This window comes from Proteus hauseri ATCC 700826 (assembly GCF_001654965.1).
GTDB classification, from domain to species: domain Bacteria; phylum Pseudomonadota; class Gammaproteobacteria; order Enterobacterales; family Enterobacteriaceae; genus Proteus; species Proteus hauseri.
This window is the reverse complement of record NZ_LXEV01000020.1, coordinates 117,122-143,446: the sequence shown is the minus strand read 5'-3', so window position 1 is coordinate 143,446 and position 26,325 is coordinate 117,122. Positions and strand designations below refer to the sequence as shown.

Below are 26,325 nucleotides of genomic sequence, written 5' to 3'. Positions count from 1 at the left end.
TGATAAATGATAAATGATAAATGATAAATGATAAATGATAAATGATAAATGATAAATGATAAATGATAAATGATAAATGCTTATTTAAAAATAAACAATATTTAAACTGATAGTAAATTTTAATAACTCGGCTCCATAAAAACTCATCTTATTTATAATAACTAACATTGTCGCTATATAATTACTTTACTTGTTAAACAATAAAATCGATTAAAAAATATTAAAAATAATTTTCCCATCGCTGATTATTGCTAATTTTGTAAAAGTCTTTTGCGTCTTTTCTTCTTTTTAAAATAAAAATAAAACATACAATAGCTAGCATTCCGTAGTTACTAAAGTAATTCACGTAAAGCAATTAAACCTTTTTAGGGAGAATATTATGAGCGTTCCAGTATTAGGTCTTGGTACTTTTCGTTTAAAAGATGATGTTGTTATCGCATCAGTGAAAACTGCATTAGAATTAGGGTATCGAGCAATTGATACTGCGCAAATCTATGAAAATGAAGCCGCAATTGGTCAAGCTATTATAGCAACAGGTATACCTCGCGAAGACCTTTATATCACAACCAAAATTTGGATTGAGAATTTAAGCAAAGATAAGCTTATCTCTAGTTTGAAAAAAAGCCTGGGTGATTTACAAACGAACTATGTAGATTTAACTCTTATTCACTGGCCATCACCTAATGATGCAGTTTCAGTAGAAGAGTTTATGCAAGTATTACTCGATGCAAAAAAACTAGGTCTAACCCGTGAAATTGGGATCTCAAACTTTACTATTCCATTAATGGAAAAAGCCATTGCTACAGTTGGAGCTGAAAATATTGCAACAAATCAAATTGAATTGTCGCCTTATTTGCAAAATAATAAAGTAGTGAACTTTGCCAAAGAAAACGGGATCCAGATTACATCTTATATGACTTTAGCCTATGGCAAAGCTTTAAAAGATCTCGTTATTCAAACTATTGCAAAAAAATATAACGCAACACCCGCTCAAATTATTCTGGCTTGGGCGATAGAAAAAGGATATTCAATAATTCCATCCTCAACAAAACGTGAAAATTTGGCAAGTAATTTACTTAGTGTAAGTAAAAAACTTAATAGTGAAGATATAAAAGCAATAGATTCTCTTGAATGTAATGACCGACTCGTTAATCCAGAAGGCCTAGCACCTAATTGGGATTAATAGATAATTACTACTCTATGGTAAAGGGTGATAATACTATCACCCTATTTTCTTGCAATATACTCACTTAGAGCATCAATAAATACACGTATACGCTGGCTTAACATTTTTTCACTATAATAAACCGCATTAAATGGTAATGATATAGGCTGCAACTTATCTGATAACAACTCAATTAAATGTCCTTTTTTTATATCATTTACCAACATAAAATCAGATAAACATGCAATTCCATTTCCTTCAAGACAAAGCTGTCTAATTGTTTCGCCACTATTTGAGGATATACCTGATTTTATTTCTAATAACTGCCCCTTTTTCAATGCAATTGGCCACGTATTTAATGACACAGGTTCCGTAAAAGTCAAACAAGCGTGTTTTGCCAAATCTTCTGCGCTTTTTGGTATTCCATGATGTTCTAGATATTTTGGTGAAGCAACAATCTTACGGTAGCTATTAAATAAAGGACGTGCTCGCAAACTAGAGTCAGTTAAAATTCCCACTCTAATCGCAATATCAACTTTATGCTCAATTAAGTTTATAAATGTCTCTGAAGCAATTAAAGAAAGTGTTATTTCAGGGTAAGTTTGCTGAAATTGCTGAATAAAAGGTACTAATAAATGCAAAACAACAGGTGTCGCTGCGTCAATTCGTAATAAACCTTTTGGTGAATTTTGCGTATCAATTAATTCATTTTCTGCTAATTCCATATCTTGTAAGATTATCTGCATACGATGAAAGTAACGCTCACCTTCTTCGGTTAAACTTAATTGGCGAGTTGTTCGGTTCAATAAATTAACGCCCAGTTTAGATTCTAGCTTTTTCACTGTTCGGCTAACTGCTGAATTAGCTAATGAAAGTTGTTCTGCTGCTTTAGTAAAGCTGCCACATTCAACAACAGTGATAAAGACTTGCACTTCTTCTGAGGTTGCTTTCATTATTTTCCTGTTATAACTCGATGCTCTAATAGAATTATAATTCTCCTATTAAAGCATCTTTTTATAAAGCTATTATTAATAGCCTATAGTCTACTCACTAATAAAACGCATTAATTGTTGCCGCAAATACTTATTATCTTGTTTAAGTTGATCGTTTTCTTCTAAAAGAGTGAGGGCTATAGCAATACCATGCCAATCTAAAGCTAATTCTTTATGTAATTTTAATGCTCGATGCATAACCGTAACGGCATTATCATCAAAAAACCATTCTTGAGTTTCTCTTTCTAACGGCTCAATTACACCTAAATTAACGATTTCATTTAGTTCATTTTTAGATACACCAGTATGAAAACAAAATTCTGTTACAGTAAATACTGCAGTGGTTGATTGCGTTGTGAATTGAGCCATTATTTATTCTCCCAATCTTTGCGTGGATTATAAGTAGCTTGGCTATCTGCAATTTTTTGCCATAATACGAGGGTTTCTTCATCTATCTTTGGCGGCATTACAATTTTTATAATGGCATAAAGATCACCGCTATGTTGTTTATTAACTAATCCCTTACCTTTAATTCGTAATCGTTGCCCTGCTTGACTACCAGCGGGAATAGTTAATAAGATTTTATCTTTTAATGTTGGTATAGGAATTTTAGCACCTAATGCTGCTTCCCAAGGCGTGATAGGAACCACAATTTCAAGGTCATGGCCTTTAATATCAAAAAGTGGGTGGGGTGCAATACGGATGGTTAACCATAAATCACCATTTTCACCGCCATTTTCACCTGCCGTACCTTGCCCTTTTAATCTAATACGTTGTCCATCACTCACACCCGCTGGAATTTTTACATTAAGAGTCTTAGGAATTTCTGTTTCTAATATACCAAAGACATTATAAACCGGAAGATGATAGCTAATAGTACGTTTATGTTCTTCTAATGTTTCTTCAAGAAAAACAGCTAATTCTATCTCTAAATCATGCCCACGTTGTTTTGGTGATTGCTGATAACGTTGTTCTTGTTTACTAAAAGGAGAGCCTTTACCAAAGAACGAAGCATAAAAATCATCAAAACTTTCTTGATTAAAATGTTCATGCTGGGATTGCTGATTTTGTTGTGTAAATTGCTTAAATTGGGGGTCGTTACGATGGGCCCACAATTCATCATATTCAGCCCTACGTTGTTCATCACCTAATACTTGCCAAGCTTCAGCGACTTCTTTAAATTTATCTTCAGCATTAGGCTCTTTACTAACATCAGGATGATATTTTTTTGCCAAACGACGATACGCTGTTTTAATTGTTTTGAGATCATCCGTCGGTTTAACACCCATTATGGTGTAGTAATCCTTTAATTCCATAGTCATGTCTCGTTTATCATTAATGAAGAATTAGTTTAAATTCTGTTCACATATAAATTATAGGACAGAGAAATCAACCCTGTTAATTAAATCTATTTAATAAGTATTCTCTTATTTAAATCCCAATTAATTTCCTTAACAAGGATAAAAAACGATAAAAATTTTTATATTGCAAATCAAATAATTAAGTTAGTTTACGCTCTTTTCATAAGCTCGCCGCCTTAAAGGTGTATTTAAAATACTTTTTTATGGTGCGTAAATTTCATAAGATATAGCTATTATTTAGTTAGTGATTAATTATTACTTTTCTCTCCAACTAAGATAAAAGCTATGAAAATCAATTATATTAACTATGAAAGGAGAAAAAATGGAACGTATCATCATACCAACAAACTATATCCATATACGTGCTACTCCACTTTGGACAGTAGAAACAGCACCCAAATCAATTTGGGAAAGACATTTAGATAAAGGTACGCGGCAAGGTGTTTATCCCAAATTATCTGTGATGCAAGGTACTATTGTTTACTACGCTTATGCTGACGAATTCAGCCCGCTCCCCACTGAAACATTAGTCATTAATGCGGGTGAATTTGGTGTATTTCCGCCAGAAACATGGCACAAAATAGAAGCAAAAACTGAAGATACTGTTTTTAATGTCGATTTTTACGTTGATCCTAAAATACTCGCTGAAGGTTAAAAGCTTATTATGGAAAATGAAAATAAAGGTTATTTATTAGAACTTATTTGTGTAAATAATAATGAAAAAGCCCAAAAGACCTATCTGAATCCTAAAATTTTATATATTCCTGAAGTTGCTACTAAAGAAATATTATTATTAGTTGAAGCATTAAAAAATAAAACAGAACTTAATAATCAAGAGATTAATTTAGTTCTTACTAATAAAAATAATGGTGTTTCAGTTGATAAAGAGAGTCATTTAACACAATTACTTGATCCTGATATGTCGAACCTATTAGTAAAAGATCTGATTAATATTGTACGCGGCTATGATATGGATGAAGAGACCAATGTCTGCGGTTGGTAAGTACAATAAGGTAATTTAAAATACCCAATCACCTTCTAATAAGAAGGTGATCTTCATTTAATGCCACTTTATTTATCCAGAAAGAAGTGCATTATTGGTGAGTAATTTATCAATCATCCAATACCCTGCTTTTCCTGGTGGATTATTTTTAGACCAGACTAAATCAAGATCTATTTTTTAGGCCACCAATCATAATTAAGACTAGTTAGTAAATCATGACCAAATTGTTCTACTAACCAAGTTGGTAATATAGCCCAGCCCATTCCTTGCTCAGCCATTTCAAGAAGTAATAAATAGTTTGGCGCTAACCAATTTTTTTCACTATTGATAACCATTTGAGCGCTACTACTTAATCTTAACTGACGACTCATCGTTAAGTGCTGATAAGTAATCTTTTTTTCTTTGGTTAATGGATGTGTTTTTTTTGCATATAATCCTAACTCACCTTGAATGGGTAATCTGGCAAATGCAATATCTGTAGGATATTCAATTCGAGATTCCATCATCCCAATGTGTGCTTGTTTATTTTGTAGCATATTGATGACATCGTCATTTTCAGCAACTAAAAACTCAAATTCAATATGAGGAAACTCTTTATCTAATGTTCTGAGTAATTGCTCAGAATGTGGCGGTTGATAGATATCAGAAAAAGCGCAACTTAATCTTGGTTCAATATCTGGTGAAAGCTCTGTTCTTAATGCCTGCAAACGCTCATCCGCTGATAGTATATCTTCAACTAGACTCAATACTTTTCGCCCAGCAAAAGTAAGTGTGGATTCTCGACCTTTACGATCAAAAAGTGCAAAACCCATATCATCTTCAAACCCCGTTATTGTGCTACTAACAGTTGATTGGCTCTTATTTAATTTTCTTGCCGCTGCCGAGAATGATTTTAATGAAGCGGCCTCAACAAAGGTACGCAAAGTTTCAATAGAATAGTTCATATGGTATCGCTTTTATCGATGGCTCCTATTTTGTATATATATAAAAATTTGCCAATAATTGCACTTGTTTTTTGTTACCAATAAATTAGAGGTGTATATGAGCAAATATCAAAAAACATTTGCTGAGCGTGTTTTTCATGCTGTTTCATTTGAAGTTATTGCTATTTTAATAACCGCACCGCTTAGTGCATGGATTTTGGGATGCTCTATTTTTCAAATGGGTATGGTCGCCATTGTGTTATCAACATTAGCAATGCTTTTAAACTTATTTTATAACATAATTTTTGACCACTATTGGCCCCTATCAAAAGGCTCTCGTCCAGCAAAAATTCGGATTATTCATGCTATTGGCTTTGAGTTAAGCTTTATTATCTTTGGTTTACCAATACTCGCTATTTTGTTAAATATGTCATTATGGAATGCATTTATGCTAGAAATTGGATTTTTTGCCTTTTTCTTATTTTATACTTATGCATTTAATCTTAGTTACGATAAATTGCGTGAAAAGTGGTTTACTCGTAAAGAAAAACGTATTGCAATACGAAATTAATATTATTAGTTTATTGGCACCGCTTTAGATTTAGCGGTGCTTTTCTAATGAATAAGGATTTTTAAATGCTATTAGATAAACAGACTATTGAAAAAATCAAACAGGATGTTGTTTCTTTTACCATCGAAGAAACTGAAAATTTTCTAATAAAAAATAAAGGTAAAGTGTTTTATGCCTTCGCATTTGATCTTAATGCGGAATATGGCGAGATTAATCTTTGCTTTAATACTGAAGATGATTTTAGTAAAACATTACAATATTACCAAAACGCCAATAGCTTACATGGCTACAGCTCAAAAGAAGAGATACAAAGTTTAAAATACAATACTGGCGACTGGGAATATCAGTGTTTTAGTACCATTTACCCTATCAACGAAAATGTGCTAACAACTATTATTCAATCATTAAATGATAATTCACTGCCAAAGTTTATCGAAGAGCTTGTGCAAATTTTCTCTGAATGCCTAATATTATTTAAGCAAACAGAAACTTATCAAAAAATTCCTAAAACGGCTGATTTTATCGCATTTACTATCGATCATGATGAAGAAGTAGAAGAAGCCCTACTCAGAATAAATACGTATTAGTTTTATATACAAAGCTAAAAGGAACAGTAATAATTTTGTTCCTTTTTATTATTAGTATATATAAAAGTTATTTAATATAAGGAATAATTTCAGCACTTATTTTCTGTATATTTTTCTATTTCTATTTCTATTTCTATTTCTATTTCTATTTCTATTTCTATTTCTATTTTATTAAATGTAATCTTAATAAAAAATACATTATTATAATATAAACAATCATTATTTATATCCTTTTTAACATTTAGACTCTTTTCTCAAAAATTAAAACTTTTATTATCAATGTAGATAATCTTAGGTTGAAACCTTACTGAATATATTAAAAAATTATATCTTTGCAAATATAATTTAATTCAAAAAAAGCTCCCAAAGAGCTTTTTTATTTTAGTGCTATAAAAGTTATTTTTTATTTAAAAGTAGCTTCATATTCTTTTGATTTTTTACTATCGAATTGACGTTCCCATTTAGCAATGACTAATGCAGCTAAAGCATTACCAACAACGTTGAGTGCCGTTCTTGCCATATCTAAAATTCGGTCAATACCAGCAATGAAGGCTAATCCTTCTAAAGGAATTCCTACCGAGCCTAATGTCGCCAAAAGAACAACAAACGAGACACCAGGTACACCAGCGATACCTTTCGATGTAATCATTAAAGTAACAACCAATGTAATTTCTTGCCATAGGGATAGATCAATACCGTATAACTGGGCAATAAATATCGCTGCAATACTCTGATATAAAGTTGAACCATCAAGATTAAAAGAATAACCAATTGGAATAACAAAACTTGTTACAGATTTAGAAGCACCATATTTCTCCATTTTATCCATAATTCTTGGTAAAACGGTTTCTGAACTTGCTGTCGAATAAGCTAATATCAGCTCATCTTTTAAAATTTTAATTAACGTAAATATATTTATATCACAGATTTTCGCAACAATACCTAATACCACAATGGCAAAAAATAATATTGCGCAATGAACTAACATTACCAATTTAATTAATGGAATTAACGAAGTGAAACCAAAATTAGCAACGGTAACAGAAATCAGTGCAAAAACACCGATGGGTGCATACATCATAATCATATGAGTTACACGGAACATGGTTTCAGAAAAGGTTTGCAATACAACTAATAACGGCTCTTTTTTCTCTTGTGGTAATGATGAAAGCCCCATACCAAAAATAACAGCAAAGAAAATAACTGGTAGCATTTCCCCACTAGCCATCGCAGCAAATATATTAGAAGGAACAAGCGACAGTATTGTAGCCATAATTCCATGAGAATGGCTTTCTATTTGTTGTGTTGTTTTTTCATACTGAGAGATATCGACTTGATTAAGTGAAGACATATCAATGCCAACACCGGGTTGGAATATATTAGCTAAACTAATTCCGACAATAATTGCAATTGTAGTGATGATCTCAAAATAAAGTATTGTTTTAAATCCTAGCTTGCCTAGTTGTTTTGTACTGCCCACTCCCGCAATACCAACAACCAATGTTGAAATAACAATAGGCACTACAATCATTTTAATTAACTGAATAAAGATCTTACCTGCTGGTGATAAAAAATTCTCAATTAGCCACTCTTTACTTTGATTATCATGTAAAATAGCGCCAACAATTATTCCTAATACAAGGGCAACTAGGATTTGCCACCCAAGCCCAAATTTAAATTTGTGTGTTTGTTTAGTTGTCATTTTTATATGTCCTAACTTTTATTTTCATTTTGTTATACTTGATCTCTCACATAAATGACAAATAAATATTTATAAAAATAGTGTTTTACAATAAATCAATTAATAATAAGCCAATAAAAATAACACAGAGCAAAAACAATAAACATATTTGTAATTATTTTTATACATATCATTAACCAATAGAATTTTAATTTATTAATTTCCCATCCTTCTTTAATTAGTCATAAAAATACATTTTTATAAAATAGTCCAAAAATATTTTATTCATTTAATGATATTAAAGGCTACTACATGATTATATGTAATAACCTTTAAGAAATAATTTAATTAAATATTTACAACGAAAAATTATAAATGACTAAGTTTAAAATAACTTACTAATTTATTAAGGTTGATCGCTTGTTCATTTAATGAATCGGCCGCTGCAACTGATTCTTCTACTAACCCAGTATTCTGTTGGGTTGTTGAGTCTAATTGAGCAATAGCATTATTTATTTGTGAAATACCATCGCTTTGTTCGCTACTGGCTTGTCCGATTTCTCTTAATAATGCATTTATTTCCTCAACATCAGTCACCATTTTCTTGATCTGTTGCCCTGCTTGCTCAACTAAATCCATTCCCTCTTGTGTTTGTACTGATGAGTTTTCAATTAATATACGTATATCATTCGCTGAAGTAGCACTTTTTTGCGCTAATAGTCTAACTTCACTTGCAACAACGGCAAACCCATTACCATGCTCGCCCGCTCTTGCTGCTTCTACCGCAGCGTTTAACGCTAAAATATTAGTTTGAAATGCTATTGCATCAATTAAATTGATGATATCTACCATCTTCGCCGATGATGTATTAATCATTGTCATTTTTTCAGTGACTTGTTCCATCATAGTTCCATTATGATGTACTGCAATTTCGGTTTTTTCTGCTACAGCAATAGCATCATGAGTATGCTCGGTTGTATTTTTAACCGTCGAGGTCATCTGCTCCATTGAACTCGCTGTTTCTTCCACTGATGTTGCTTGTTCTTCTGTTCTTGCTGCTAAATTCTGGCTACCTGATGTAATTTGCTCGGCAGCAGCTGAAATACTCTGTGAACCATTTTGCACTTCTTGCACTATTTCCAGTAAATGCATATTCATATCTGATAATGCATGTAATAAAATACCAGTCTCATCACGAGAATTAATATTAATATTTTGAGTTAAATCACCGTTAGCTATTGCTTGAGCAAAATTAACCGCTTGAACTAATGGGCGTGTAATAGCTCTGGTGATAAACCATCCCATAGCACTACCAACTACAATACTTAAAATAGCCAACAATATTAAATACATTCTTTTTTCAAGAAAGTCATGTTCAACTTCATTGCCAAACTTATACATTTTTTGGTTCTGTAGCTCAATAAATTGAACTATTTTATCTCGATACCTCTTTTGAATATCAGAGGTATTAGTTAGCAGCTCATTGATGGCCGCTTGTCTATTATTATCACTAATCGCTTGCACAACATAATTTTGTGAATTTATATATTTCTGACGAATATCGTATACTTCAGCAATAATTTTTTTAGATTCACTATCATGTGTATTTTCTTCTAACTCCTTCAATAATTGTGCAATTTTTGCAGTAATCTCTTTCTTTTTACTCTCTTGTTGATGACTTAAAGTACCTCTTTCATCTAACATAGAGAGCTGTTGGAACCCAATAAATTCATTAAAATAATTAATTAATAAATTTGCTTTTACTGTAGAGGGATAAATATCGGTTACAACATCTTTAATCCCCTCATTTGCACGATTTAATCCGACCAACCCGAGTGTAGAACCAAGCATTATTAATATAATGAAGGTAATAAATGCGGTAGCTAATTTTGTACCGATCTTAACGTTATTAAAAAACATATTTTGCCTTTTTTGCTTCTGCCATTAATCAATATTGATAACTTATTGATGAGTTGACAGTATCGGTACACTACTTAAGAACTTTAGTTAGTTACGTAAATATATTTAGCTAAAAAAACTTGCATTGATGCGTAACACAATATTGTGATTCTAAAGTAATTCTATTTGTGTTTTAGTCCGATGAAATATGAGGAATATGCTCTAAGATATTTATTAAAAACACAATCTTATTTAGGTAATGTTATACTAAATTTATACTCTTATTTATTGTGTTAATATCCAGTTTATATATATTGTAATTATTTATTTTATACAGAATATAATGCAAAAAATAAAAATCGTAGCTAACCATTGGGAAATGCAAGATCAAAAATAATATCAGGGTGAATTAGATCCTCCATTACAACCTCGCGATATAAAGGGTTGAACCATTTTTAATCATTATTGTTTAAATTTTGGATAAGATATTTAGCCATATCGCAAATTTTATTTATATTCGGTGTTTTTTTAAACTCTGGATCACCTACTTTTAATTGATACCCCATATTCCCCCTCCTTGGAAATATGCAGAAGCAATAATAGTATTAACGAGACGTTTGCACGCATTTTTCAGAATCTCCATATTTCCAGCAGACTAATTGTTTTGGCGATTAAGATTTTTTGAAAAATTAGGATATTTATTACCTTCTGCATTTTTAGCTATCGCACCAATAGAAATAGTGCTTAATAATCCCATAAATATTCTTTTCATATTGACACCCATTTAAATTAATAACAAGAATACTAAGCAACTAATAAGTCCCGGACAACAGCAACCGATAAAAAGCCTTTATTTACAATAACCTGACTATTTTTTTGAACGATATTTGAGTTGTATTTATAAAATATCAATATTGTATAGGAGTAATTGCAAGGAAAATTCTCTACAAAAAACAGACAAAAAAGCAGAAATGAGAAGTGATATTAAGGAATATAAATAGATAATAATTTAGTAACAAGGTTTGATTTTATTGGATTTGGGGGACTTCAGGAGATGCTAGGAGATGATGAAATGGCGGAGGAGGAGAGATTCGAACTCTCGGATGGTTTCCCATCGGCGGTTTTCAAGACCGCTGCCTTCAGCCGCTCGGCCACCCCTCCGCAATGGGGAGCAATATAAACATCTAAGCTTATATTGTAAAGCCCTTATTCTGCTGTTTGTCTTAAAATTAAACGCATTCAGGTTCAATGGATTAATTAATCAACAATTTACCGGTAGTACTTGGGTATTTTGCTCATTTTTGCTAAATTAAATTATTATTTTTTATTGGTTATATCACATATGTTTGTATTTAATGGACAAAAAATCGAGACAGATAGTCACGGTTATTTAAATAATAGCAATGAATGGACTGAAGAAATGGTCCCAATATTAGCTGAACAAGAAGAAATTGAACTGACAGAGCAACATTGGGAAATTATTCGCTTTGTACGCCAATTTTATTTGGAGTTTAATACTTCTCCAGCCATTCGCATGCTCGTTAAAGCATTATCCCAAAAATATGGAGAAGAAAAAGGTAATAGCCGCTATCTCTATCGTTTATTTCCTAAAGGTCCTGCTAAACAGGCAACAAAATTGGCCGGTTTACCAAAGCCTGTCAAATGTATTTAGCTTATTACCTTTAGTTAAGATTTTAACTATAAATAGCCTAATCCTGTTTTTAAAAATGGCGGATTGAAAAGTTCGTCATTTGTTCATATTGACAAGGAGTTGCTGACCAAAAAGTAATTTTACTTCCTATTGGGCCACCAGCTTCTAGCCACCGTTCTAAATTTTGTAAATCTAATTCATTACCAAAGGCTTTTATACCCACACTGCCATCTTCACGGTTCCAAACGTAACCAGTAATAGTTTTTTTTTGCATCCATTGGTATGTATGAAAACGAAAACCCACACCTTGAACACGTCCTTGAATAATATACTCTCTGCCTACTGTCATTTAATCCCCATATTGTCCATTTAAAATAAATATTCTAATAAGGTTATTGTCTTTTCTTTATACAATAGATAATCTGATTTTGTGAGGTGTTTAGTTCACGCTGAAAAATAAAGAATTTTATTTTTTGACTAACTTCTTGAAATTTCACTTTATGCCCTCATATATACAGTCAATATAGTAAGGCTCTGTGGAGGTGATAATATGATGACCGCCAGCAAATTTGGAATAGGCCAGCAGGTTAGACACAAATTACTTGGTTATTTAGGTGTTGTTGTCGATGTAGATGCTGAGTATTCCCTTGATCAACCCAATGAGGATGATATTGCATCTAATGTAACCTTGCGAGCCGCCCCTTGGTACCATGTTGTGATGGAAGATGATGAAGGACAACCCGTTCATACTTATCTTGCTGAAGCACAAATTACCTATGAAATATCGGACGAACATTTAGACAATGATTCACTAGATGAATTATCACAGTCAATTCGAAGTCAATTACAGGCACCAAGATTAAGAAACTAGCAGCATACGACTTAAGTAACATCAGTAATAATCGATAATCGCCGAACTGGTTTCGGCGATTTTATTTTGCCTGGTAAGTTACCAAGGCAAACCATGTGCTTCAATCTCTTGCTTAGGACAACGATCCATTACCACTCGTAAACCTGCTTTTTCCGCCAATATTTTGGCTTCTTCATTAATCACACCAATTTGTAACCACAATACTTTAGCCTTAATTTCTATCGCCTCTTTTGCAATTTCTAATGCAAGAGATGACTGACGAAATACATCAACCATATCCACTGCAACTGAGATATCGCCCAACGATGCATAACATTGTTGTCCAAGTAAAGTTTGCCCTACCATTGCAGGATTAACAGGAATAACCTCATAGCCTTGTTCTAATAAGAATTTCATGACTTTATAACTTGGACGCTCTTCTTTAGCACTGGCTCCAACTAATGCTATCGTTTTGACACTTCTTAAAATGTCATAAATGTCGGAATCAACCATTTATATACTCCGTAAATTAAGCAGAAGATCGAAAATGTTATGATACATCATAGTATCTTGATGAGTTCATAGCTTGTAGAATAAAAAAAAGGTATTTTTACAATTGGAATAATAACTGTATTTATTTTAAAGGTATCAAATGGAACAAATTGACCGCACGCTCCCTATAGAAAAAAATATCGCGCTTGTTGCACATGATCACTGTAAAAGTTCGTTACTTGAATGGGTTCAAAATAACCGAGAACAACTTGCGATCCACCAGTTATTTGCAACAGGAACAACTGGAAATCTGGTTAGTCAACATACTGGATTAACAGTAACTCAAATGCTAAGTGGCCCAATGGGCGGCGATCAGCAAATTGGTGCTATGATTGCTGAAAAGAAAATAGATATTTTGATTTTCTTTTGGGATCCACTTAATGCAGTCCCACATGATCCGGATGTTAAAGCGCTCTTGCGCTTAGCGACAGTCTGGAATATTCCTGTTGCGACCAATCGTTCAACAGCAAACTTTTTAATTTCTTCCCCTTTATTTGCACAAGAATCAAAAATTAAAATTCCTGACTACGAAGGTTACTTAAAAGAACGTTTAAAATAGTTTTAAGGTTTCTTTTGTATAGGAACACCTTGAGCTTTAAGTTCTACAACAAAACAAGATGGCTGTTGTTTATTAAATAATAGCCATACTTGTTTTTTAGCTCTTGTCAGTGCGACATACATTAAACGTCGTTCTTCTGCATTAGGATAATCTTCAATTTTAGGTAATAAAGCAACTTCAATAATAGATTCTCTTGCAGGTGCAGGAAATCCATCCTTTCCTTCTTGTAACCCTAATATAATTACATAGTCAGCCTGTTGACCTTTTGATGCATGAAAAGTCATAAATTGTAGATTCAATTTAGGCCAACGTGTTTGTGCTTTTTTCAATAATTCGGGTTGCAAATAGTAATAGCGTGCGAGCAATAATATTGTTTCATCTTCGGTAACATAACCGCTCATTTTATTAAGTAAATTTTCTAGTTGATCATCTGGCAGCAATACCACCGATTTTTTATTACCTTTTACTAGACTATTTAATGGTTTTGATAATTGAATCGGATTTTGTTGAATAAATTCATTAGCAACCTGACCTATAATGTCATTAAAACGGTAGGTCGTATCTAGTGCATATTCAGCACCCTCACCAAATTGGCGATGGAAAGCAGTTGTTAATAAGAGTTCAGCTCCACTAAAACGATAAATTGCTTGCCAATCATCACCAACCACAAATAAAGCAGTTTGTTTATTTTGCTGTTTTAATGCCATAAGTAATCTGGCTCTTAATGGCGAAATATCTTGAAATTCATCAACTAGAATATGTTTCCAAGGATTAATAAAACGACCTTTTTCGATAAAACTAATTGCCTGATGTAATAAGCCAGAAAAATCTATTGCACCTTCTTCTTTTAATGCTGCTTTCCAAGCTTTTAATAATGGTGCTAGTAATTTTAGATGTTTTTTAAAGGTATCTGTAAATTCGGGTTGAACACTTTCAATAATCTCTTTTTGGCTACCACCTTGCATTCTTAATAAACTGATCCATCGCTCTAATCTAACAGCCACTTGATTTTCTAGTTTTTTATCGTGCCAAAATTCACCTTCTGGAATATCCCATGCGAGCTCTTGAGAAAGCCACTCTCGCCAACCTTTAGCCTGTGCTTTTTTCTGCTGACATTGATTACGCCACTCTTCTAATAATAATGAACGACGTTTTTTATTATCTGTTTCTAAACTACTTATTTTAGGTTGCTTTTTAGTAGATTGTTGAATAATAGATAAAGCGAGTGCATGAAATGTTTTTGCAGTAATATCGACATTTAAGCGTTCAGAAATACGTTCATTTATCTCTTCAGCTGCTTTACGCCCAAATGCTAATAAAAGAATTTGATCAGGTTGTGCTAACTCACGGCGAAGCAACCACCCTACTCTTGCGACTAATACAGATGTTTTTCCACTGCCTGCACCCGCTAATACAAGAGTATTATTTTCGCCATTAATAACAGCTCTACACTGCGATTCATTTAAAGGCGAAGATTCAATAGTATTAAAAAACTCTGCATACTGATTTAGCATACGTGTTGTCCAACAGCTATTTTCTTCGTCTATTAAAGTGTCACCTTGTTGCAACCACTGTAAGCAACGTTGATAAAGTTCTCGGCAATTATCAAATTGAATGAGGCGCTCAAGGGGTAAAGGAATAGCAGAAAAACTTTCTTGAATGGCTTGTTGAATATCTTTAAGACGAGAACGTTTTATCCATTGATTTAAATTGATGACATCATTAATAAAACGAATTTGTTTTTCAAGAACCTGAGCACTTATTTCGCTCATTTCTTGACTCCATTTTTGCCATGTTTGCAGAAGATAACGATAAAATTGTTGAGTTTCTTCCCAGTCTGTTCCATGTAATCGGACGACTTTATCATTTGGGAGTAAAAATTCTAACTCCCCCCAAACTATTCCTCGTTTACAATAAATATCGATAAGTTCATTAAAAGGGATTAGGTACTGATGTTTTTCACCACTAACTTCAATACCTGCATTTAACAATTTAACTCTATTATAAGGATGTTGTGCTAAACGCTGTCCCATTGGGGTGGATTTCAGTTCCATACCGTAATTCCTGCAATAAATAACAAATAGTCTGTTGTTAAGCCCTTTTTAATCGGTGATAAACCCTATATTCTAAGAGGTAATTACCTTCATCTTGTTTATTTAAGGGCTTTTTGTGTTCAATCTGCTAAATGGCGCACGCCGATTTATCTATAATAGCCATTTTTTATATTATATTCGCATAATAATCGCGCTTACGGGAACGACTTTATTTCCTTGGATTTTAGGACAAGAGCCTAAATATACAATACCACTGACTTTAGGTGTGGTTGCAGCGGCATTAACTGACTTAGATGACAGACTTGTTGGTCGATTAAAAAATTTAGTTATTACCCTCTGCTGCTTTTTTATCGCTTCCGCATCAATAGGTATACTCTATCCTTACCCTATTTTATTCTTTTTTGGTCTCGCACTTTCTACTTGGGGTTTTATTCTCTTAGGCGCATTAGGCCAACGTTATGCTACTATTGCTTTTGGCGCACTGTTAATTGCAATTTATACCATGCTTGGAATGCCCATATTCCCTATTTGGTATGAACAACCCGCTTTATTACTGTTGGGTGCAATTTGGTATAACGTATTAACGTTAATTGGCCATCTTTTATTTCCTATTCGCCCTGTTCAAGATAGTTTAACGCGCTATTACCAACAGCTTTCAGCTTATCTTGAAGCAAAAGCAACTTTGTTTGATCCTGATATAGAGGAAGATTATAAGCAGTCACTTTACACTCTAGCTATGGCTAATAATCAGTTAATTGAGGCGATGAGCCAAACAAAATTGACATTATTAAGTCGTTTAAAAGGTGACCGTGGTCAACGTAGTAGCCGTTTTACTCTTCATTATTACTTTGTTGCTCAGGATATTCATGAAAGAGCAAGCTCATCTCATATTCAATATCAGCTATTAAGCAATGAATTACGTCATAGTGATGTGCTATTCCGCTTTCAGCGTCTACTTTCTATGCAGGCTAGAGCTTGTGAACAAGTTGCTCAATCTATTCTATGGCATAAGAAATATCAGCATAATCCACACTTTGAACGTGCGATTAATTATTTAGAAAACTCTCTTAATCTATTAAAGAAGACCACCACAGAACCAAACCTAATAGGACCTTTATATAATTTACTGCAAAATCTCCAAGGGATTGATGCATTATTACGAAGCATCAGCACAGAACAATATCAAATATCTCATGACCAAGAAGAAGAGACTCAGTTATCTGATGAAGGTTTAACTGGGTGGAGAGATATTGCATTACGAATAAAAGGGCATCTTACCCCTAAATCGGCATTATTTAGACATGCCGTAAGGATGTCTCTCGTTTTATGTATTGGTTATGCCATTATTCAATTTTTTAATTTAGATCGAGGATATTGGATTTTATTAACCAGTCTTTTTGTCTGTCAACCTAACTATAATGCGACACGCCGACGACTCACCCTGCGTGTAAGTGGCACTATTATTGGTATTTTAATCGGCTTCCCAATCCTTTATTTTGTACCTTCTATCGAAGGGCAACTTGTGTTGATTGTGGTAACGGGCACTCTCTTCTTTGCTTTTCGAACAATACAATATGCCCACGCCACACTTTTTATTACCTTATTAGTGTTATTAAGCTTTAATTTATTAGGTGAAGGCTATGATGTTGCCTTACCTCGTATAGTTGATACTGTAATAGGTTGTGCTATTGCATGGTTTGCAGTGAGTTATATTTGGCCTGATTGGAAATTTCGTCAACTCCCTTTAGTCATTAATAAAACCATGGCGCATAATTGTTACTATCTTGATGCCATTCTTATTCAATATTATCAAGGTAAAGACAATAGCGTGAATTATCGTATTGCTCGGCGTAATGCACACAGTAGTGATGGCGAATTAGCATCATTAATTTCTAATATGGCATCGGAACCGAAAAGTTATCAAACCTCTCAAGAAGAGGCTTTTCAGCTACTTTGTCTAAACCATACTTTATTAAGTTACATTTCAGCGTTAGGTGTTCATCGCAATAAAATAACAGACGAAGCAGTGCTGACATTGTTAAACGATACAGTTTGCTATATTGATAGCGCGCTACACAGAAAAGAATATCAAGACGATGCTTTTAAACAAACTCATCATCAACTACTCGAACGCGTGAATGCACTTTCTAATACAGAGGATAGCCGTGCTCAATTAGTTCTCACTCAAATTCGACTATTACTTGATTTACTTCCACAAATAGTCAGTTGTATCCAACTCATTGAGCAAAGTGAATTAAGCAAAAAGATACATAGCGAAACAGTACAAAATTAAACCTTAAAAATTGATAGTTATTTTCTCTAATTCCCACAAGAACATTAGAGAAAATAACGTGTAATATTTACTCATCACTGTTATCGAATAGTATGGCTATTAAATTTCATTATCATAAAAATGACAATTCATCATGCCAATTCAGCAATTCCATTTTTAATTGATCAGGTAATACTGAACGATGGCACCCAACAATGGCTCCAGCTAAAGAAAGCAATAACTCACTATTTTTATAGTTATACAACTGCATTAATTTTAAATAACTCGCCTTAGCACCTATATGTCGTAATTCTTCTACTTTATTAATTCCAATTTGATTTAACTTTTTCTCTAACATAACCCCAAGATTAGGAAGATCTTTTATTCTACTAGGCTGTTTTCGCTGCCCTAAATATTCCTGAACACTATAGTGATATGATAAATCAATATACTGTTCTAATTTTTTTTGATCTTTCCATATCACCTCGGTGATGCGGTAGTAACGCAACGTTATTGGCCCTCCTTTTTTTAAATAGACATAAGCATTCATTTTAGTTGCTTTATATAGCGTCTCTAAAAATCCACTTCCTTTTAGGTAAAATTCACCATCTGAATTTATAGCTAATATAATTTCATCAACCATCAAACTAGAACCACCAAATTGCGATTTAGTGGTTAACGCTCCATATTTCGCAATACGCGATAACACACGAGCCTTCCTTTGCTCAGATAAAAACAGCATTAAAACTCCATAATTGGCATTACATTTTTTATCTTTGAATTCAAAAACATGAATACTACTTGGATATCTAAAACAATAAATAAATTCTCTTTTTCTGCCAATAGCTATCCCCCCCAAATTATGGATTTAGATAAAAATTGAGATCAACTTTCAAAAAATTGCTCTTGATTTAAGCGAAATTTAGATATACTGTATATTCATACAGTACATAATGAATGAGGTAAATATGAAAATCTCAACATCATCTCCGACAAGACAACATACCATTCTCCAAGAGATCTCAAATGAGGTATTACCTCTATCTATAGCATCTAGTGCTATAGCTTCTGTACCAAATGATAAGCATGGCATGGTAAGTGAATTACTTTATCAAAACCCACTGGTTATCAACCATATTTTATTACCACTGCTTAAGCAGTATAGCCATGAATCACGTTGGTTACTTTGGGTTAATCCACAACAAAAACTAAACCGTCATTGGCTACAACAAGCAGGTTTGCCTTTAAACAAAATCATACAACTGAATCATGTTCATGCCATCACAACTGTAGATTTAATGAAGAAAGCATTGATGAGCGGAAATTACAGTGTCGTTTTAGCGTGGTTACCAGAAATATCGTCAGATGAAATGAAAGCTTTAGAATCTGCTGCCAGCCAAGGCAAAAGTTTGGGCCTTATTATGCGTCAGCAAAATAAGAATAATATCCAAATAGAAAGTACAAATACTTTTAAACGACATTTGAATTCCGTAAAAATTCATTCATTACACTACCATTAGTGAAATTTAAGAGTTTTCCTAATACTCAAAATGCCTAGATATCATTTAAGATAAGGAATAAGGATTTATAACCTAAATCATGAAGTTACAATAAATTTAACAAAAACACAGAATGTTCCCTATTGTAGCAATTGACGGATTTTTTTAAAATTTTAAGTCGAATATTAAAGGGATACTTGTAACTTTTTAAGTTCATTGTAGACTTTATATCGTTAAGGTTATGCTTTAAATCCCAATTTTTGGGATCATCATTTGATGAAAGCATAGAATTCCTAACAATAATTTAACCAAGGGCAAATAATAAGGCTTAAAGCCAAATGCCTAACTTGGATGATAACGAGGCGTAAAATGAAAAAGACAGCTATCGCATTAGCAGTGGCAGTGGCAGCTTTCGCAACTGCAGCGCAAGCAGCTCCAAAAGACAACACCTGGTATACTGGTGGTAAATTAGGTTGGTCACAATACCAAAGTACAAGTAATCATTTCGGTGATACTTCTATTGGTAACGGTAATACTCACCGTGATCAATTAGGTGCCGGTGCATTTGCTGGTTATCAATACAACCAATACTTAGGTTTTGAACTGGGTTATGACTGGTTAGGTCGTATGACTTATAAAGGTTCATACGATAACGGTGCTTTCAAAGCACAAGGTATCCAGTTAACAACTAAATTAAGTTATCCAGTAATGGAAGACTTAGACGTCTATACTCGTTTAGGTGGTATGGTATGGCGTGCAGATTCAACTGCAACAGTTGGCGCTACTTCACTGAACCAAAAACGTTTCTCTGAAAACGACACTGGTGTTTCTCCATTAGTTGCTTTAGGTACTGAATATGCGATCACTCCAAACATCGCTACTCGTATCGAATACCAATGGATCAACAACATCGGTGATAAAGACACACTGAATACTCGCCCAGACAATGGCATGCTGAGTGTTGGTGTTTCTTACCGTTTCAACCAAGAAACTCCAGCTCCAGTTGTAGCTCCAGCACCAGTTGTAGCTCCAGCTCCAGTTGTAGAAAACAAAACCTTTACTCTGCGTTCAGACGTTCTGTTTAACTTCAACAAATCTTCACTGAAAGCTGAAGGTCAAGAAGCTCTGAATGGTCTGTACAGCGAACTGGCTAACATCGACCCAACTCAAGGTCGTGTAGTTGTTATCGGTTACACTGACCGTATCGGTTCTCAAAAATACAACCTGCCTCTGTCAGAAAAACGTGCTCAATCTGTAGTAGATTACCTGGTATCTAAAGGTATCCCTGCAAACAGCATCTCTGCAGAAGGTCGTGGTAAAGAAAACCCAGTTACAGGTAATACCTGTGACAACGTTAAAGTTCGTGCAGAACTGATCGACTGCTTAGCGCCAGACCGTCGTGTAGAAATCGAAATCCAAGGTACAACTGAAGTTGTTGTTCAACCTGGTAACTAATTCTGATAGTAGATTTATCTACTGCTGAGAATTCAAAAACCCTGTCAAATTGGCAGGGTTTTTTTTATGATTAATTTGTATAAAACACATATATAAAGCACATATAACAGATTGAAAATTACAAGGCAGAGAATAGTATGGAAACAACATGGACAAATATTTTGGCAATAGGAAACTACAGTAAATAATAACAAGTAGGCAAAACTATTAGTCTCTTTTGCTAAAAGTTATTCAACACCGCGCTAAGTTAATTTATTATTTTTCCGTTTTATCTTTTCCTAATAATTCAATTAGCCCATCTTTTAAGCTATGAACTTTTAATGCGTATTGCTCTTTTCGTTCAGCATCCTCAATTAACTGAACTATTGTTTCTGATAAGGTGATCCCTCGTCGCTGAGATAATGCTGAAAGTCGCTGCCAAACTTTAAAGGTGAGGTCGATAGATTTCTTACGAGTATGCTGATGCTCGGCATTAAAATAACGTTTTCTTCGTGCTCGAATCGTTTGTTTCATGCGGTTTGATAATTCAGGATTCATATGCAAATTAATCCATTCCAATACTTTTATTGGTTGAGATTCAATAAGCAAAAGCTGTTCTACAGCATCCTGAGCTGCACTTTTCTCTATATGGCAGGTAATTAATTCACCTTCATGGTGTTTTTTTACCAAGTAAGCCCACTTCCAGCCACATTCTAGGTTCTCTAATTGTTGATATTTCATACAAATTCCAGTGACAACGTAACTATATATAAGCATATCAACAATTTTACAAAAATACTGCCACTGAACCGAAATTTTTCGGTTGTTTTATAAACTAATTTGCTTCAGATACGCTTTTTTATCAATCTGTCACAAGCTTTGATTAAGGATAGTTTTCTGAGCACGTTGTGATAGAATCGAGCGTCGCTATTATAAAATCTAAGCAATATGTCTATAAGGCAATTTTGTTTGGTAATAGCAAAATATTCCCTGCCAATGCCTTTAATGACAGCTTACTTGCAGGATAGATATCTTTTGTTAGATATCATAATAATGACTCTTTTCACTAACCAATAATAAAAAACGGTAACCTTGAAAAACAACGAATTAGAATGGCAGGCGTTACGCCCTGATTACGCCTCCTATCAGACTTTTTTCCAAACAGCATCTCAATTGCCTGCATCTGTACTTCGTGAGGTTCAGCCTCGCCTGTATGAAAGCTTACAATGGCTAAATAATGCCGATTCGGGCCAATTTATGCTGTTAAAAGCAGAAGATTCTGCTGTGTATTTTGATACGCTCTGCGACACATTGCTACAATCAGAAATTCAAACTTATCCTGTTGTGGGTGCCTATCAAGTAGAATCCAACAAAATTTATTGGCAAGAGAATGTGCAAGGCACTTTTTCATCATCAGTACCCGTTGCTAGTTGTAGTTGGATTGAGCCAGAACAACTTTTTGGTTCATTCTACTGCCATAAAGAGAGAGTGAGCGTAAATCCTGGCCTATTACATCAGGTTAATGGCGGTATTTTAATTCTTTCGATAAAAGCACTATTAGCGCAACCACTTATGTGGTTTCGACTAAAAAAAATGGTAGAAGAGCAACGCTTTGAATGGCTGATTTGGAATGAAAACCAATCCTTACCACTACCAATAGAAAGTATGCCACTCAATTTACGCGTTATTCTTGTTGGTGATCGTCTAAGTCTTGAAGAATTCGAGTTTATGGAGCCAGAATTAAGTGGAGCTGCTCTCTATGGTGAATTCGAACAAGATATGTATTTAGAAAATGAAGCCGCACTTTCTCAATGGTGTGGTTTTATTAATGCGCTATGCCAAAAATATCGCTTACCTTCTTTAGCGCCTGAAGCTTGGGAAGTATTATTAACACAAGCTGCTCGACGCCATGAAGATCAGCTGATTTTAACATTTGATCTAGAATGGATCTTACGTCAACTTCGTAATGCATTACGTTTTAATCATGATGCCTATCTCAATGCAGATGCATTAAAAAAAGCCGAAGAAAATCGCTTATGGCGTCATAGTTATCTCTTAGAACGTAGCCGTGATGAGATTTTACAAGGTCAAATCATGATCCAAACTGATGGCGAAATCATTGGTCAAATCAATGGACTCTCTGTATTAGATTATCCTGGTTACCCGGATTTAATTGGTGAACCTGCTCGAATTACCTGTGTTGCCCATATTGGTGATGGCGAATTTACTGATGTAGAACGAAAAGCTGAGTTAGGTGGCAATATCCATGCTAAAGGTATGATGATAATGCAAGCCTATCTTAACTCAGAACTACGCTTAGACCAGCCACAACCATTCAGCGCTTCTGTTGTATTTGAGCAATCATATGGTGAGGTTGATGGCGATAGCGCTTCATTAGCTGAATTGTGTGCATTAATCAGTACACTTGCACAGCAAGCTATTGATCAACAAATTGCGGTAACAGGTGCAGTGGATCAATTTGGTCAAGTACAGCCGATTGGTGGTGTTAACCAAAAAATTGAAGGATTTTTTGATATCTGCCAAGAGAGAGGACTCACAGGTTCACAAGGGGTCATTATTCCTTTAGCAAACATCCGACATTTAGTGTTAAACGAAAATGTTGTACAGGCAATTAAAGAAGATAAATTTCATATTTGGCCTGTTACCCATGTTGCCGAAGCGATCACTTTGTTAACCCGTCAGCCATATTACGAAGGACAGTGTGAAGAAGCACAATCTGATGAACACTTGTTAGCTGTTATTCATGACCGAATAACGCAAGCAAATAATCAGGATAGACCTAGATTACCTTGGTTTCTTCGCATATTAAGATAATTCTGTTTCAAGTGATCGGAGTTGTTCAGCGTACAAGTGTACGCTATTCTGTGTTCTTACACTTGATAAAGGCTATGTAAACAATGGTTGATAAACGCGAATCTTATTCTAAAGAAGACCTCATTGCTTCAGGCCGTGGCGAATTATTTGGTCAGGATGGACCGCCACTGCCTTCTGGTAATATGTTAATGATGGATCGCATCATTAAAATGACTGAAGATGGCGGCACCCATGATAAAGGCTTTATCGAAGCTGAATTCGATATTAAGCCTGATTTATGGTTCTTTGATTGCCATTTTGTTAATGATCCTGTGATGCCAGGCTGTTTAGGGCTTGATGCCATGTGGCAGTTAGTTGGTTTCTATTTAGGATGGCTTGGTGGTGAAGGCAAAGGCCGTGCACTTGGCGTAGGTGAAGTTAAATTCACTGGACAAATATTACCAACAGCAAAAAAAGTAACATACAAGATTAACTTCAAACGCGTTATTAATCGTAAACTGATTATGGGTATTGCTGACGGTGAAGTTTTTGTAGATGGTAAACTGATTTATGAAGCAAAAGACTTAAAAGTCGGCTTATTTAAAGATACCTCTGCATTCTAAAATCTATAATAAATTGAAATTATTATAGAAAATAAGATACCGTGTAAGATAAATACACGGTATTTTTTTATCTTATCTCTCTTTGTTAATTGGTTATATTCTTCATATAAAACACATCAAATTTTAGCTAACCTTATTCTTGTGCATTATGCTGATTACCCATTTTTAAAAACTAAAAATAGTGTTTAATTTTTGGTGAGAAAATAAGCAGAAAGTAAGATAAAAATAATATTCTTAATATTTCTTCAGCGTTTTTATTTTGATTACTGCTATTACTTGATTACTGTTATTAATAGTATCAAATGTATTTTGAATACCTACTATTAAGATTATTACGAAAGAAAATATTGATAAAATACAGAATATTTACTGATTTTTTATTTTATTGTGAAATGTTTTTTATCTTCACATTCCCCTTTATTGGTATATTTCTAACAAGATTGATTATATAATCCCATTAATTTCAGTATCGCGATACTATTCGCACAATAGATTTAGCTTAGAAAAAAACGATATATCGTAAACGAAAAAATAAGCGCTATTTAAAGTAAAAAGGCTTACAGATGTAAGCCTTTTTATTCCAATTCATTATGTTATTAAATTGTCCTATGTAAAACTCACCACATAGGAATAGCGATAAATAACCCTATTCTGATTGTCAGTAAAAACGTAATAACACAATGAGCATTCGATCTAAATTGTTTACTCATAAATTATTACGATGGGTTATTTTATTTTACCAGACCTGGGCGATCCTCCATTGCCTGTCGCCAACCACCCAGCCAGTGTGAACGCGCATCTATTGCAAAATAGGGGCATAGCTCTTTTGAACGTCCTTGAATACCTGCTTGATAACCTTTCGATAATGCTCTAGCTAAACGATCTCGTTTCTGTCTTTTCATCTTTAGACAACCCTCACGTTATAAGTTTAAGCGGAAAGATAATGGTCGTTTTTTCAACGTCCACCTAAATTGATACGCTTTCTTAAGAGTTTAAGCAAGTAAAGAAGTTAATATAAATGTCATATTTGTGATATCAAGCTAGCTCTAATTTAAATAACCTTAGATTACAATTAATTATATTTAATATTATTAAGTTAATGATTTATTTTAGATTGTTTCTAGTTATAAAAAATATTTTTATTTTATTGAAATATAAAACTATTTTATACAGTTAATATTGTAACTTTAAAAATAATACTTATTACCAATAAATTAGATAAAAATAAATAATGTTTATTTTTCAATTAATGTCAATAAAACACTCCGTCAGAGACTATAATTATCTGTTCTATTTACATCAAGAAAAATAAAAAAGCTTTTTAATTACCTTGTATTTATTAAGGACATAGAAATGCATTTCATCAAAAAGAGATTAATAACTATTATTACAGAGTTCTATTAACTCAAACTCTTCAAAGACTAATTCCATATCTTCAGAAAAATACCCTTCTCTACTAAAAAATTCTTTATGCTCTTGTTGCCAATAAGCCAAACTTAAATCTCCTTCACCTTCTTTAGCAGCAAGTTCTTGTGTTATTTCAGAAAATCTGATTAATCGTAAGGAACGCGTTCTAATGACACAAACGGGTTCTTGTTTACTATTTAAAATAATATTAAATCCGCCAATAATGGGAATTTCGCTATCACTAAAAAATCCACTTAAAGAGCTGCAAGTTGCCGTTTTTTTACCTTGAACCACCAGCATAGCTAATTCATCGGCAAGCTTCTCATTATCACCAAACGACCAACTAATTGCATGAGGATATTTATTTTTTAGTCGATTTAACATGTCATTTCCTAAAGCTAAAATAAAAGCTCAATACTCAGCTTAAA

General features: G+C 33.7%; 25 protein-coding genes, 1 tRNA gene and 1 pseudogene. 13 read left to right on the top strand and 14 right to left on the bottom strand.

The window, feature by feature from the left end; translation table 11 throughout:
- Positions 1–379: 379 nt before the first annotated feature.
- A complete protein-coding gene (dkgB, locus tag M997_RS07860) occupies positions 380–1,183 on the top strand; it encodes a 2,5-didehydrogluconate reductase DkgB (RefSeq protein WP_064719555.1) in 804 nt (267 codons plus the stop codon).
- Between the two features lie 44 nt (positions 1,184–1,227).
- On the opposite strand, the gene yafC is transcribed toward dkgB, so the two are convergent.
- From yafC to cbpA, 3 genes are all read right to left on the bottom strand, one after another.
- Positions 1,228–2,118 (bottom strand): DNA-binding transcriptional regulator YafC, encoded by an 891-nt coding sequence (gene yafC / locus M997_RS07855; protein ID WP_064719554.1) that lies wholly within the window; start codon positions 2,116–2,118, stop codon positions 1,228–1,230.
- 90 nt (positions 2,119–2,208) lie between these two features.
- Positions 2,209–2,526: a chaperone modulator CbpM gene (cbpM, locus tag M997_RS07850; protein WP_064719553.1), complete on the bottom strand. Its 318-nt coding sequence runs from the start codon at positions 2,524–2,526 to the stop codon at positions 2,209–2,211.
- A complete protein-coding gene (cbpA, locus tag M997_RS07845; RefSeq protein ID WP_064719552.1) occupies positions 2,526–3,473 on the bottom strand; it encodes a curved DNA-binding protein in 948 nt (315 codons plus the stop codon). Before cbpA ends, cbpM begins: the two co-directional genes overlap by 1 nt.
- 367 nt (positions 3,474–3,840) lie before the next feature.
- On the opposite strand from cbpA, the gene M997_RS07840 reads away from it, so the two are divergent.
- On the top strand, positions 3,841–4,173 hold the full coding sequence (locus tag M997_RS07840; RefSeq protein ID WP_064719551.1) for a TehB family protein: 333 nt from the start codon (positions 3,841–3,843) through the stop codon (positions 4,171–4,173).
- A 9-nt stretch (positions 4,174–4,182) separates the two neighbouring features.
- Positions 4,183–4,521, top strand: a complete 339-nt coding sequence (locus tag M997_RS07835; RefSeq protein WP_064719550.1) for a DUF1869 domain-containing protein — start codon at positions 4,183–4,185, stop codon at positions 4,519–4,521.
- Between the two features lie 72 nt (positions 4,522–4,593).
- Here M997_RS07835 and M997_RS07830 read toward each other — a convergent pair.
- Positions 4,594–5,465: pseudogene (locus M997_RS07830) on the bottom strand (LysR family transcriptional regulator).
- 97 nt (positions 5,466–5,562) lie between these two features.
- Between M997_RS07830 and M997_RS07825 the strand changes: the two are divergent.
- Entirely contained in the window at positions 5,563–6,015 is a 453-nt protein-coding gene (locus M997_RS07825; protein ID WP_064719549.1) for a multidrug/biocide efflux PACE transporter, read from the top strand.
- A gap of 65 nt (positions 6,016–6,080) precedes the next feature.
- On the top strand, positions 6,081–6,602 hold the full coding sequence (locus M997_RS07820) for a DUF4303 domain-containing protein (RefSeq protein ID WP_064719548.1): 522 nt from the start codon (positions 6,081–6,083) through the stop codon (positions 6,600–6,602).
- Between the two features lie 403 nt (positions 6,603–7,005).
- Here M997_RS07820 and gltP read toward each other — a convergent pair whose 3' ends face one another.
- The 3 genes from gltP to M997_RS07805 form a co-directional block, all read right to left on the bottom strand.
- Positions 7,006–8,304 (bottom strand): glutamate/aspartate:proton symporter GltP, encoded by a 1,299-nt coding sequence (gene gltP / locus M997_RS07815; protein WP_064719547.1) that lies wholly within the window; start codon positions 8,302–8,304, stop codon positions 7,006–7,008.
- Between the two features lie 348 nt (positions 8,305–8,652).
- Positions 8,653–10,203, bottom strand: a complete 1,551-nt coding sequence (locus M997_RS07810) for a methyl-accepting chemotaxis protein (protein WP_064719546.1) — start codon at positions 10,201–10,203, stop codon at positions 8,653–8,655.
- Between the two features lie 1,052 nt (positions 10,204–11,255).
- Positions 11,256–11,343, bottom strand: a tRNA-Ser gene (locus M997_RS07805).
- A 181-nt stretch (positions 11,344–11,524) separates the two neighbouring features.
- Between M997_RS07805 and tusE the strand changes: the two genes are divergently transcribed.
- A complete protein-coding gene (gene tusE / locus M997_RS07800; protein WP_064719545.1) occupies positions 11,525–11,854 on the top strand; it encodes a sulfurtransferase TusE in 330 nt (109 codons plus the stop codon).
- A gap of 49 nt (positions 11,855–11,903) precedes the next feature.
- Here tusE and M997_RS07795 read toward each other — a convergent pair whose 3' ends face one another.
- Positions 11,904–12,182, bottom strand: coding sequence for an acylphosphatase (locus M997_RS07795; RefSeq protein ID WP_064719544.1), 279 nt, complete (start codon positions 12,180–12,182; stop codon positions 11,904–11,906).
- Positions 12,183–12,383: 201 nt separating this feature from the next.
- On the opposite strand from M997_RS07795, the gene hspQ reads away from it, so the two are divergent.
- The gene (gene hspQ, locus M997_RS07790; RefSeq protein ID WP_192876359.1) at positions 12,384–12,704 is read left to right on the top strand and encodes a heat shock protein HspQ; all 321 of its coding nucleotides are present in this window, start codon (positions 12,384–12,386) and stop codon (positions 12,702–12,704) included.
- A gap of 78 nt (positions 12,705–12,782) precedes the next feature.
- Here hspQ and M997_RS07785 read toward each other — a convergent pair whose 3' ends face one another.
- Positions 12,783–13,196, bottom strand: a complete 414-nt coding sequence (locus M997_RS07785) for a CoA-binding protein (RefSeq protein ID WP_064719543.1) — start codon at positions 13,194–13,196, stop codon at positions 12,783–12,785.
- 139 nt (positions 13,197–13,335) lie between these two features.
- Between M997_RS07785 and M997_RS07780 the strand changes: the two genes are divergently transcribed.
- Complete coding sequence (locus tag M997_RS07780; RefSeq protein WP_064719542.1) at positions 13,336–13,794, top strand: methylglyoxal synthase; 459 nt, start codon at positions 13,336–13,338, stop codon at positions 13,792–13,794.
- Positions 13,795–13,796: 2 nt separating this feature from the next.
- Here the strand turns inward: M997_RS07780 and helD are convergent, their stop codons facing one another.
- Complete coding sequence (gene helD / locus M997_RS07775) at positions 13,797–15,848, bottom strand: DNA helicase IV (protein ID WP_064719541.1); 2,052 nt, start codon at positions 15,846–15,848, stop codon at positions 13,797–13,799.
- 115 nt (positions 15,849–15,963) lie between these two features.
- On the opposite strand from helD, the gene yccS reads away from it, so the two are divergent.
- The gene (gene yccS / locus M997_RS07770) at positions 15,964–18,141 is read left to right on the top strand and encodes a YccS family putative transporter (RefSeq protein ID WP_064719540.1); all 2,178 of its coding nucleotides are present in this window, start codon (positions 15,964–15,966) and stop codon (positions 18,139–18,141) included.
- Positions 18,142–18,253: 112 nt separating this feature from the next.
- On the opposite strand, the gene M997_RS07765 is transcribed toward yccS, so the two are convergent.
- Positions 18,254–18,862: a TfoX/Sxy family DNA transformation protein gene (locus M997_RS07765; protein ID WP_064719539.1), complete on the bottom strand. Its 609-nt coding sequence runs from the start codon at positions 18,860–18,862 to the stop codon at positions 18,254–18,256.
- 226 nt (positions 18,863–19,088) lie between these two features.
- Here M997_RS07765 and sulA point away from each other — a divergent pair, with 226 nt between their 5' ends.
- Positions 19,089–19,640 carry an SOS-induced cell division inhibitor SulA gene (sulA, locus tag M997_RS07760; RefSeq protein ID WP_064719538.1) on the top strand — a complete coding sequence of 184 codons (552 nt, stop codon included), beginning with the start codon at positions 19,089–19,091 and terminating at the stop codon, positions 19,638–19,640.
- Positions 19,641–19,988: 348 nt separating this feature from the next.
- Positions 19,989–21,074: a porin OmpA gene (gene ompA / locus M997_RS07755; RefSeq protein ID WP_064719537.1), complete on the top strand. Its 1,086-nt coding sequence runs from the start codon at positions 19,989–19,991 to the stop codon at positions 21,072–21,074.
- A 255-nt stretch (positions 21,075–21,329) separates the two neighbouring features.
- Here the strand turns inward: ompA and matP are convergent, their stop codons facing one another.
- A complete protein-coding gene (matP, locus tag M997_RS07750; protein WP_064719536.1) occupies positions 21,330–21,794 on the bottom strand; it encodes a macrodomain Ter protein MatP in 465 nt (154 codons plus the stop codon).
- 351 nt (positions 21,795–22,145) lie between these two features.
- Here matP and M997_RS07745 point away from each other — a divergent pair, with 351 nt between their 5' ends.
- Together M997_RS07745 and fabA are read left to right on the top strand one after the other, a co-directional pair.
- Entirely contained in the window at positions 22,146–23,888 is a 1,743-nt protein-coding gene (locus M997_RS07745; RefSeq protein WP_064719535.1) for an AAA family ATPase, read from the top strand.
- An 83-nt stretch (positions 23,889–23,971) separates the two neighbouring features.
- The gene (fabA, locus tag M997_RS07740; RefSeq protein WP_064719534.1) at positions 23,972–24,490 is read left to right on the top strand and encodes a bifunctional 3-hydroxydecanoyl-ACP dehydratase/trans-2-decenoyl-ACP isomerase; all 519 of its coding nucleotides are present in this window, start codon (positions 23,972–23,974) and stop codon (positions 24,488–24,490) included.
- Positions 24,491–25,221: 731 nt separating this feature from the next.
- On the opposite strand, the gene rmf is transcribed toward fabA, so the two are convergent.
- Both rmf and M997_RS07730 read right to left on the bottom strand, forming a co-directional pair.
- The gene (rmf, locus tag M997_RS07735) at positions 25,222–25,392 is read right to left on the bottom strand and encodes a ribosome modulation factor (protein ID WP_064719533.1); all 171 of its coding nucleotides are present in this window, start codon (positions 25,390–25,392) and stop codon (positions 25,222–25,224) included.
- 472 nt (positions 25,393–25,864) lie between these two features.
- On the bottom strand, positions 25,865–26,281 hold the full coding sequence (locus M997_RS07730) for an ASCH domain-containing protein (RefSeq protein ID WP_064719532.1): 417 nt from the start codon (positions 26,279–26,281) through the stop codon (positions 25,865–25,867).
- Positions 26,282–26,325: the final 44 nt, after the last annotated feature.